This window comes from Nostoc sp. CCY0012 (genome assembly GCF_963920855.1).
In the GTDB taxonomy this organism is placed as follows: Bacteria; Cyanobacteriota; Cyanobacteriia; order Cyanobacteriales; family Nostocaceae; genus Cyanocohniella.
On sequence record NZ_CAWUDM010000153.1, the window covers coordinates 1 to 10,752 of the forward strand.

At 42.0% G+C, this 10,752-nt stretch carries 10 protein-coding genes and 1 pseudogene; 6 read left to right on the forward strand and 5 right to left on the reverse strand.

The genetic code is table 11. The annotated features are described in order from the left end of the window. Together ACM0OS_RS26535 and ACM0OS_RS26540 are read left to right on the forward strand one after the other, a co-directional pair. Positions 1 to 1,120: pseudogene (locus ACM0OS_RS26535) on the forward strand (serine/threonine protein kinase); the annotation flags it as partial. Between the two features lie 19 nt (positions 1,121 to 1,139). After that, positions 1,140 to 1,619, forward strand: a complete 480-nt coding sequence (locus ACM0OS_RS26540) for a GNAT family N-acetyltransferase (protein WP_414546171.1) — start codon at positions 1,140 to 1,142, stop codon at positions 1,617 to 1,619. 117 nt (positions 1,620 to 1,736) lie between these two features. Here ACM0OS_RS26540 and ACM0OS_RS26545 read toward each other — a convergent pair whose 3' ends face one another. The 3 genes from ACM0OS_RS26545 to ACM0OS_RS26555 all read right to left on the reverse strand — a co-directional run bounded on the left by ACM0OS_RS26545 (position 1,737) and on the right by ACM0OS_RS26555 (position 3,788). Next, on the reverse strand, positions 1,737 to 2,108 hold the full coding sequence (locus ACM0OS_RS26545; protein ID WP_414546172.1) for a DUF5615 family PIN-like protein: 372 nt from the start codon (positions 2,106 to 2,108) through the stop codon (positions 1,737 to 1,739). Further along, on the reverse strand, positions 2,105 to 2,335 hold the full coding sequence (locus tag ACM0OS_RS26550) for a DUF433 domain-containing protein (RefSeq protein WP_414546173.1): 231 nt from the start codon (positions 2,333 to 2,335) through the stop codon (positions 2,105 to 2,107). The genes ACM0OS_RS26545 and ACM0OS_RS26550 overlap by 4 nt, the downstream gene beginning before the upstream one ends. Before the next feature lie 250 nt (positions 2,336 to 2,585). After that, complete coding sequence (locus tag ACM0OS_RS26555) at positions 2,586 to 3,788, reverse strand: phosphoglycerate kinase (protein ID WP_414546174.1); 1,203 nt, start codon at positions 3,786 to 3,788, stop codon at positions 2,586 to 2,588. 90 nt (positions 3,789 to 3,878) lie between these two features. Here ACM0OS_RS26555 and ACM0OS_RS26560 point away from each other — a divergent pair, with 90 nt between their 5' ends. The 3 genes from ACM0OS_RS26560 (at position 3,879) to ACM0OS_RS26570 (ending at position 7,194) form a co-directional block, all read left to right on the forward strand. Beyond that, the gene (locus ACM0OS_RS26560; protein WP_414546175.1) at positions 3,879 to 4,286 is read left to right on the forward strand and encodes a universal stress protein; all 408 of its coding nucleotides are present in this window, start codon (positions 3,879 to 3,881) and stop codon (positions 4,284 to 4,286) included. A 601-nt stretch (positions 4,287 to 4,887) separates the two neighbouring features. Then, complete coding sequence (locus ACM0OS_RS26565) at positions 4,888 to 5,871, forward strand: RNA polymerase sigma factor, RpoD/SigA family (protein WP_414546176.1); 984 nt, start codon at positions 4,888 to 4,890, stop codon at positions 5,869 to 5,871. Between the two features lie 495 nt (positions 5,872 to 6,366). Then, positions 6,367 to 7,194: a hypothetical protein gene (locus tag ACM0OS_RS26570; protein ID WP_414546177.1), complete on the forward strand. Its 828-nt coding sequence runs from the start codon at positions 6,367 to 6,369 to the stop codon at positions 7,192 to 7,194. Between the two features lie 25 nt (positions 7,195 to 7,219). Here ACM0OS_RS26570 and cobO read toward each other — a convergent pair whose 3' ends face one another. Then, positions 7,220 to 7,906 carry a cob(I)yrinic acid a,c-diamide adenosyltransferase gene (gene cobO / locus ACM0OS_RS26575; protein WP_414546178.1) on the reverse strand — a complete coding sequence of 229 codons (687 nt, stop codon included), beginning with the start codon at positions 7,904 to 7,906 and terminating at the stop codon, positions 7,220 to 7,222. A gap of 600 nt (positions 7,907 to 8,506) precedes the next feature. Beyond that, positions 8,507 to 8,980 carry a lipocalin-like domain-containing protein gene (locus ACM0OS_RS26580; RefSeq protein ID WP_414546179.1) on the reverse strand — a complete coding sequence of 158 codons (474 nt, stop codon included), beginning with the start codon at positions 8,978 to 8,980 and terminating at the stop codon, positions 8,507 to 8,509. 234 nt (positions 8,981 to 9,214) lie between these two features. On the opposite strand from ACM0OS_RS26580, the gene ACM0OS_RS26585 reads away from it, so the two are divergent. Next, on the forward strand, positions 9,215 to 10,390 hold the full coding sequence (locus ACM0OS_RS26585) for a homospermidine biosynthesis protein (protein ID WP_414546180.1): 1,176 nt from the start codon (positions 9,215 to 9,217) through the stop codon (positions 10,388 to 10,390). Positions 10,391 to 10,752: the final 362 nt, after the last annotated feature.

The following is a 10,752-nucleotide window of genomic DNA, read 5'->3' on the forward strand; positions in this document are numbered from 1 at the left end:
ATCCCCCTCATCTCCCTCATCTCCCCCATCCCCTCAACCCTGGTGGACACCAGCCAAAACCTTTTTAGTAGTACTGCTATTAGCTAGTACAGCGGGAGCAATTTGGTGGGGAGTCAGTCGTGGCGATGGCGATCGCGGGGAAGTCGAGCCGACACCCACCCCCACAGTTGAACAACCGACTGATCCCTTAGCGAAATTTTCCCCAGAAGAACGACAACGCAAACAAAGATTAAGTGCGCGTCGTCAACAGTTGGGGATTAGTTCTAGCTTTTATGTCAGCTTAGTTAATCAAGTCTTTTGGGATAGTAACCCCAATTTACGGGGACGCACCCTCAGCGATGAACCCCAAGATGAAGGTTTGCGGGCAGAATGGGATCAAACAGCCGCCCAATTGCTGGAAAAACTTGCCCCATTGAGTAGTGGCGCCCGGCGTCAGTTGGGTACTTACACAGCAGCCGAACGCGATCGCTGGCGAGTGGAAGTTAACAGAGTCAATGTTAGTAGTACTTCGTTATATGATTTAGGTGATGCTGCCTTTTACTATACATTTCCTGAACAGCGTGGCAGAGAATTTGTTAATCAACCCATAGGACAAATTTGGCACGGCTTTGTTAGCGATAAACTCAATGCGATCCTATCTGGGACAGCTTTGCAAAAAATAACATTTGCTACAGGTACTACAAGCAGAACAGTCAGCGGCAATTTACAATCTGCTGTTCACCCAGCCGGGGGTAAAGTTTTCATTGCTGATCTAGCCCAAAATCAGTTAATGCAAGTAAAACTCGAAGCAAGTCCTCAAGTTTTGCTTTCAGTATATTCTCCTTCTGGTAAAGTCAAATTTTTAGAAGATTCTAAAGAACGTAATTTATCCACTAAATTACCAGAATCAGGATTTTATGAGTTTGTTGTGGTTTCTACAGCATCAGAACCACTCAATTATCAACTCAGCATCTCAGCAGAAACTCCCACACCAGAACCCACCCCGACACCCACCCCGACACCAGAACCCACACCTACGCCGACACCCACGCCGACGCCAACACCCACACCAGAACCCACGCCGACACCCACACCTACGCCAGAACCCACGCCTACGCCTCCTGAAACTGAACCCAGCTAAGTTTCATTTGGGAAGATCGATGATAGAAATTAAACCAATACAACCACACCAGACTGAAGAAGTTAAAACCTTAATTTTTTCAGTTGTTCAGGAAATTTGGCAACTTACAGAACAAGAGATTAAAAAAGTCGATGACATGACCGATATTGATCATGTGCGATCGCAATACTTCAACAACAAAGGTATATTCTTAGTGTTGTGCGATGATAGCAAGATTGTTGGTAGTGGAGGTATCCGGCGTTTAAGTGATGATATTTGTGAACTAAAGAGGATGTGGTTTCGCCAGGATTATCGAGGACGAGGGTTAGGAAAACAAATGAGCCAAAAGCTTTTAGAGTTTGCAAAAGCAACAGGTTACACAAAGATTAGATTGGATGTATTTGATAAACAAAAACAATCACAATCCATAAAATTTTATCAAAAATTAGGTTTTTACTTAATAGATAAATATAACGAGAGTCCTTGTGATTTGTTTATGGAGAAACTGCTAATCTGGTAGGTATCTATGTGTTTTTTGGACACGCGATCGCGCAAAGCGCCCACCGGAGGCGATCGCACTATATTTATATGAATTACAGAGTTATTTTTTGATAAAAATTAGAATAAAATTGCCCAGCTATTTACGTCTAATAGGTAAAATACGCACCCTAGATTGGGCTTGGTCAATAGTAAGCAACGCGCCTGACTCCAGTAAAGACTCAAACTGGTTCAGGGCTGAAATGACTATTTGTTCCATATTGTTCGGTAAAATATCCTGAGTGCGAACCTGAATCACACTTGGAGTTTCAGCACTTGTTGCAGCTAACAGGGCGCCGAAGTCTAAATCATGGGTAAAGACTATATAATCATTTGTTCTTGCCCACTCCATAATTACCGCATCTTTCTCGCGGGGATCGCCAACAGTAGACCAGTGGACAGCAGAGATATTGCTCCCTTCAAAAACTGCAACCCAATCAGGGGACAGATTCATATCCAGCAGAATTTTCATGCAAATTTGAGAGGTACTTCAATTTCTTCAGATCGCCATGCAGCATAGGCAAGCGCCTCGTAAATATCGGCTTCTTCTAGGTAGGGGTATGCTTTGAGGATGTCGCTATTACTATGTCCAGATGCCATTAAGCCGACGATAGTACCAACAGTGATACGCATTCCTCTGATACAGGGTTTACCGCCCATGACTTCAGGATTGCGGGTAATTCTGGTGAGATTTTGCATGAACTTTACCTAGCAGGAGCAAGTTTATGTAATTAGGAGCCTAAGAACGGCCGGGCTGTATCAATCTACTTTTATTAATATACTGCGGTAACTTGCCTTGCCTTCATAAACAGTACTACCAAAATCAAAGGCTCTAACATCCCACTGCAAGTAAGACACGTAGGTAACTAAGGTTGACGGTAGTTTGTATGAAAGCTAACAGTGAACAGCTATCAAAGTTGAATACTGCCCACTGTTAACTGTTAACTAATTACGCTTCGTCTAAAGCGGCAATTCCAGGCAAAGTCTTACCTTCTAGTAACTCCAAGCTAGCGCCACCGCCAGTAGAGATGTGGCTCATTTGGTCAGCTAAACCAACTTTTTCCACAGCAGCTACTGAGTCACCACCACCGATAATAGTGGTTGTACCAGTTTTGCTAATTTCTGCCAAAGTATGCGCGATCGCTTCGGTACCTGCGGCAAATTTATCAAACTCAAATACACCCATTGGCCCGTTCCAAATCACGGTTTTGCAATCAGCCAAAGCTTCTTGGAACACTTTGATTGAATCGGGGCCAATATCCAAACCCATCCCATCAGCGGGAATATTTTCAATGCTGACAGTTGTAGCGTTGGCATCGGGAGCAAACTTATCTGCCGATACGATATCTGTGGGTAACAGTAAAGCCACACCACGTTCTTTAGCTTTCGCTTCCAAAGTCTTAGCTAATTCCAGCTTGTCTTCTTCCACCAAAGACTTACCAACACTCAAACCACGGGCTTTGTAGAAGGTAAAAATCATACCCCCGCCGATGATCAGCTTGTCGCACTTTTCTAGCAGGGTTTCAATGACACCAATTTTGCTGGAAACTTTGGAACCACCAATAATCGCCGCCAAAGGACGTTGGGGATCTTCAATTGCACTTTGCAAATATTGCAATTCCTTCTCGATCAAATATCCACCTACAGAGGGACTCAAATAGTGAGTTACACCTTCAGTGGAAGCATGGGCGCGGTGTGCAGTCCCAAAAGCATCATTTACATAAAAATCAGCATTAGCTGCCAGTTTTTTCGCAAATTCTGGGTCGTTTTTTTCTTCTTCTTTGTAAAAGCGGACATTTTCTAGTAAAAGAACTTGTCCATTTTGTAACTCCCCAACTTTGGCAGCAACAGCATCACCGATACAGTCATCAGTCTTCACGACTTCTTGACCTAGCAATTCCGAGAGACGCTTGGCAACCGGGGTCAAACGCAACTTGTCATCCACACCCTTGGGACGACCAAAATGGCTTGCTAAAATTACCTTAGCTCCCTTCTGCATTAAATCTTTGATGGTCGGTAACGCGGCCCGAATCCGAGTATCGTCTGTGATGTTGCCTTGGTCATCCAAAGGCACATTAAAATCAACCCGTACTAAAGCCCGTTTCCCAGAAATATCACTTGCAGATAAATTTGCTAAAGTTTTTTTGGACACAGATAGACCCTCCTGATTGCCTTTTTGTTATTGTTTTGAAAGTAGAACCATCCAGATTTTACCGGAGTCAGGGGGGCCTAGGTGAGAGAGATGTTTAAGACAGTACTATTTCCAATAGATCAAAGTCGGGAAGCGCGGGAAGCTGCTGACGTAGTTACCAATGTTGTCCAGAAGTACGGCAGTCGCTTGGTACTGCTGTCTGTGGTGGAAGAACCTTCTCCAGACACACCGAGTGCAGACCCTATGGTGTCGTCAGAGGTTGTCGCCAAATTGCTGGAAAATGCCCGATCTTTATTTTCTGGGCAAGGAATTACTGCGGAGATTATCGAAAAGCAAGGCAAACCAGCTTTTACTATTTGCGATGTTGCTGACGATATTGGGGCAGATTTAATTATTATGGGCTGTCGAGGCTTAGGTTTAACCGAAGAGGGCGCAACTGATAGCGTTACCACCCGTGTAATTAATCTTTCCCCGTGTCCAGTGCTAATTGTGCCGTAAAAGCTTGTATTCAGGGCTTTAGCCCTGAAAAACTCGACTAGCAACACAAACTATGAGCTGTAAATATATTTAAAGTTTAATTTCAACGAATTACATCCCAAATTCTAAAATTTCGTAACATCCCTCCCTGTTCACAGGTAACAAAGTACGGTTATCCGGCTACTTGTAGGCAACAGAGGAGGGCTTTTTAGCGTCACCATAGATATATTCAACGCTCTCAAGGAAATTCAATTCTTGTTTTAACAAAACGGTTTTGCACTATAATTGTAAGATTTGACTAAGTTACTTTACTATCTACCAGATTTGTTTTACTATAAGGTAAGTAGAACTCATACCGACTTCAGATTTTACAGTTGTAGCAAGCGACTGAGGATAAAAAAGAATTCTCGCAAATAAACCAGCGTGCTTCTAAGAGATTCAAAGATTTAGGAAAGGTAGAGGAACTCATATCAGGGATACATCTTCTTGATATTTCATACATGACGCATGAATTGGCTTGTTTTGGTAGCGCCCGATGTTCCGTGATCTGTGTACTACCTTTCCCGACTCGATTTAGTTATACAAAATCCGTTGTGTTTACGGAGTAGAGGACAACGCACCAATGCCTACTGTTAACACCCAAACTGAAAACCTCAATACAAAATTCACGGCCGATATGGTGCGAACCTATCTGCGCGAAATCGGTCGTGTGCCACTGCTAACTCGTGAAGAAGAGATTATCTTTGGTAAGCAGGTACAACAAATGATGACGCTTCTAGACGCAAAAGAAGCGTTGGCCAAGAAGCTAGATTATGAGCCTAGTTTACCAGAGTGGGCTGCCCATGTTGACCAATCGGAAACCGAGGTCAAGCAAGTTGTAGCTCAAGGTAAACGAGCTAAACAAAAAATGATTGAAGCGAATCTGCGCTTGGTGGTTGCCATTGCCAAGAAATACCAGAAGCGCAACATGGAGTTTTTGGATTTGATCCAAGAAGGAACTCTAGGATTAGAGCGGGGTGTAGAGAAGTTTGATCCCACCAGGGGTTATAAGTTTTCAACCTATGCTTACTGGTGGATTCGCCAAGCAATTACTAGAGCGATCGCCCAACAAGGCCGGACTATTCGCTTACCAATCCACATTACCGAGAAACTCAACAAAATCAAAAAAGTCCAACGAGAACTAGCTCAAAAGTTAGGGCGATCGCCTAATCCGGCGGAAATTGCCAAAGAACTAGAGTTAGAGCCGACTCAGATCCGTGAGTATCTGAATATGGCTCGTCAACCAGTCTCATTAGATGTCAAAGTTGGCGATAACCAAGATACTGAGTTGCAAGAAATGCTGGAAGATGATGGCCCATCACCAGAGTATTACACCACTCAAGAATTCTTGCGCCAAGACTTAAATAACATGCTGGCAGAACTAACCCCTCAACAGCGAGAAGTTTTAGCCCTGCGCTTCGGTTTAGAAGATGGTAACGAAATGTCGTTAGCGAAAGTCGGTGAACGCCTAAATCTCAGTCGTGAGCGCGTCCGCCAGCTAGAACACCAAGCTCTTGCTCATTTGCGCCGTCGTCGCGCCAATATCAAAGAGTACGTTGCTAGCTAAAAGCAGATAGCTTTCGCTGACGCGCCTCCTGGATTCAGGGGGCGATTTTTTTATCTTGTTCGCGGAGCGTCTCGCAGAGAGGACTAAAGTCCTCACTACAAACTTAAAATAATATGCCAGTTGCGTAAGTCCTGTCCTAAATATTTACACTTTTTCGGAATAGAGATATTTGCCGTTGTAGCTGTTGATGTTCACAGCAAACGGATTGATGTTTTTGGAAAAATGTAAAATCAAAAAAATCATAGCAGCATACGAGTATTTTTATAATCATCCTCCAATCGGATGAATCTTTTGGGTGAAGCTGCAACTGTGTAAATGAGAGTACTGTGCAATTACAGCTAAAAATTAAATAAAAAATTCATTTTCTGGAAATTTTCACTTTTAAAAAATATTAAGACATATCAAACCTTTGATGGAGCCTTGAATAATCAATAATTGGCTATGGTTTAAGTACGTCGTAAAGGAAATAGTTAATTTTTTTACAGGAGAAATCGGGTGCTTAATAACATTGCTAAATTCTTACCCGCGCGCCAGTTGAGACTTCCCATTCTTGGCTTACTACTGACAATTGGCGTTGTGGGTGTCCAGACTAAACCATTGCTGAGAAACCAAACCCAAACAGCATATGCATCTACAGCCTTAGCTACAAATCACAGTCAAGCTTCTGTTTTACCTCGCCTTAGACAAGTTAGAGAACAAAGAAGTTTACTGCGAAGAATTGCTGTAGATACTCAGTATCAAGAAAACATTCCACAAACTACGACCTCAAATACTTCTGCGAATCAATCATCTGTTCGCTCTCAAGGACGCTACAAACTAGTATCTTCTGCGGACTTATCAAAGAGCATCAAAACCACACCTCAAGCTCCGGCGTTAGTTGATAAGCAAGTGGCTGCAAACACAACTGGAGCTAGTCCTAGAGCTAATTTTCCCACACAAGATGGAATTTATCTCTATGGTCAATCACCTAGAGCCAAGCAACTTGGTCAAGGATATGTCATATTTCAGCAGCGCCAGGGTAGGGTGACAGGTGCTTTATATATGCCCCAATCTGAGTTTAGCTGCTTTCAAGGAAAAATCGGCCAATCAGGAGAATTGGCAATGACTGTGACTGGTTCCCCTGGGGAAGTTGGCTCAAATCAAGTAGCAACAGCTAACCAACTACAAGTGCCTAAATTGAGTGATGATCAAATGATTACTTATGCTCACTCAGTAGCACTGCAAGACTATCATCAACTAAAGTCCATTAGTAATAACGACAGACGCATTTTGCAAATGTGTAATGAATTTGCCACAGGTGTGGACAACAACCTAGTCAGATAAAGATGAATATTCCCAGTGTCATCATTTAATATTCAATCCCGGCTTGCGCCTTCACACCTTGATCCCGGAAAGGATGTTTAATTAAAGTCATTTCAGTGACCAAATCTGCTCGCTCGATTAATGCAGGTGGCGCACCTCTACCTGTGAGAATTACGTGTTTGCTTGGTGGTTTCTCTGCTAAACCTGCTAAAACTTCGTCTACTTGTAAATAAGCCATTTTCAGAGCAATATTTATTTCATCCAAAAGCACCAGTTGAAAGTCTGGGTTGCGGATGTATTCTAATGATTTTTCCCAAGCAGCGCTGGCTTTGTCGAGATCGCGATCGCGGTCTTGAGTTTCCCAGGTGAAGCCTTCGCCCATAGCATGAAATTCTAGCTGGTCTTCCCAAAGGCTGAAAACCCTTTTCTCTGATGGTTCCCAGGCTCCTTTGATGAATTGGACGATCGCTACTTTATAGCCATGACCGAGCGATCGCAACACCATTCCCAAGGCGGCGGTGGTTTTACCTTTACCGTTACCAGTATTGACAATAATTAACCCTTTTTCTGGTACAGCCTCAGCTATCCGGCGATCCTGCACTTCTTTACGCCGCTGCATCTTTGTGCGGTACTGATCATCAGTTAAGTTAGGTAGGGTTGAGGACATCACTTCGTCTATTAAGCGTTCAATCTCTTTATCTGAGTTTAACTCTTCTGGTGTATCGCTTTTCATCAACCTTGCCTAAAAATAACTACTGCTATCGAGAAAATTCCTTGATTCTAATTAAATAAAATTAAACAATACTAGAATTTATTAGCTAAATACTAGGTTGATCATAATTAAGGATTTCCTGAAAAAAAGTCTTGCAAATATTTCCATTCTGCTAAAAAGACTGGTCTTTTTATTGAATTTACATATTATTTTGGCAAATTAATAATTTTAATGGAGTTGTAAAAGTTACTGTTTTTGCAGCAACTCCTGATCAGTGAAAAGCATATAAATAGATTCAACTTATGATGTATAATTATTTTAAAACCATTAATTATTTTCTTCAATTAACTACATCACTCTTAAATAATTTACCAATAAGAATATACGCGATTTAAAAAACGGTGATTTGAGGCTCTATCAGTTGGTAAACCATATAGAGTTAAATCAATATTTCATGACTTGTTAAATTACTTGCATAAATTAGTAATCGTTAACATTTCCAGCCATTATTTTTCAATAAAGTTGAATATATTAGCTTTTTTATTTTCTATCTGCCCCTAATTTTAAATTTGAGAAAATGCTGACAAAAATTAGCAGTGGATGTCCTCCCACAACTTGTTACTAGACACGTTCCCAGGTCAAAGACTGAGGATAGCCCCCGATAGGAGGTGTTATCAATACAAGCTGATCGCCGATAAATTGGAAATTGCGTTCCAGCTTTGTACCAGTCCAATCAGGTATGAGGCTAACTTCCACATGATGAATCACAGTTTCTCCTTGTATTTCATATCTACCGCTATAAGAAACATAGTTAGCAGATGCTTGTAAATACCTAAAAATGGCTTTGATAAACTTCCAACCAGTTACTAGTAGCCAGGGTCTTAAAAAGACTTTTCTCGCCTGCATTAGTTCTTCTGAAGGAATTTCAATTGGCAGCCGATGGGATTTCATAATTGTTGCAGACATATAACCATCTGCGGTGTATGTAATATAACCAATCGGATTTTCACCAAAGGGATAATGAATCTGACCATCGGCAGCTTTAGTTTCCCAAGCCACTAATTTCCACGTCCCGACAATATTTTTGCTGATCATCTTGTTTGTATATATTAACTTTTTAAACTTGTGCTACTAGATATAGATAATTTTTCCATTGTCTAATAAAACGTGCCAGTTATTTAGCTATCACATGAGTATAATTTCTGTGGATAGGTGATTTTTGTTGGTTGTGAGTAATGTATCTAGGATTATTTCCTACAGGTAATGACAGAAGTTGCAAAAATCTAGATAACATGAGATTCGGCGTGTTTACTATACGGGAGTGCCAAAATGTCAAAACAACTGGGTCAAAAAATTGCACCCATACCCATGTCAGCTGATATTGGTGTGGTGGATTTGATTGATAATTACTTTACTGCTTACAACTCAGCACGGTTACGGGAAATCTGCCAACTACTGAGTCGTGAGGTACTAACTGATGGTGTCACTGTAGGAGTCAGCCTTTCTGGGGCGATGACACCCGCCGGATTTGGGGTTTCAGCATTAGCACCTTTAATTCGCAACGGTTTTATTGACTGGATGATTAGTACTGGTGCAAATCTTTACCATGATATGCACTACGGTTTGGGTTTTGAACTTTTTGCAGGAAATCCATTTTTGGATGACGTGAAACTGCGTCAAGATGGTACCATTCGCATCTATGACATTATCTTTGGCTACGATGTACTACTAGAAACTGATGCCTTTATCCGCAAGATTTTACAAGCAGAACCATTTCAAAAGCGGATGGGAACTGCTGAATTTCATCATCTCCTAGGTAAGTATGTCCGAGAAGTAGAAAAGCAATTAGGAATACAGCATTCTTGTTTGTTAGCTACAGCTTATGAATGCGGCGTACCTATTTACACATCTTCACCAGGAGATAGTTCTATAGGGATGAACGTAGCGGCGTTAGCGTTGGAAGGTTCACAGTTAATTCTAGACCCTTCCATTGACGTTAATGAAACAGCTGCGATCGCCTATTGTGCGCGAGAATCAGCAGGGAAAAGTGCAGCTGTAATTCTCGGCGGTGGTAGTCCCAAAAATTTTTTGCTACAAACTCAACCGCAGATTCACGAGGTCTTAGGACTAGAAGAACGAGGACACGATTACTTCGTTCAGTTTACCGATGCTCGACCAGATACAGGCGGCCTGTCAGGGGCAACTCCTTCGGAAGCCGTCAGTTGGGGTAAAATCGACCCGGAAGAACTACCCAGCACAATTGTTTGTTACACCGATAGCACAATTGCTCTCCCGTTAGTCACAGCATATGTTCTCAAGCAATGTCAGTCCCGGCCTCTAAAAAGGTTATACGACAGAAGAGAAGCAATGTTTAATAAATTGCAAACAGACTATTTAGCAGCTCTTGCACAGCCATCAGATCAAGTCCCCGCTGCTGTAGCTGAGATGGCATCCCAGGAGGTGGCCACTTACCCCTGTGGTAGAGTCATTCCCCATAAACCATAAAGAAATTTTGGCCAAAATTTTTCCACATTATCTTTGGAGAATTAGGAGCCATTTAATTGGCTGAAATGATTTAAATCTCTTGTGGGGTGGGCATCTTGCCTGCCCTAATTATCTAACAGGACTTACGTAACCCTAACGTATTTCCGTCATTGCGACCTTAGGTAAGCAATCTCAAAGCCTTGATTTTCGTGGCGAATACGTAAGTCCTATCTAAATTGCTCACCCAACACTCCAAGGATGAGCAAAACAGAATTATGATGAATTTTTGATATGGAGATGTAAGATTTTACGTCTTTATCAGGGTTTTGGCTTAACGGGTGACAAGGCAGTTGAAGATGAGATGTGGCAACAATTTGAGAAAA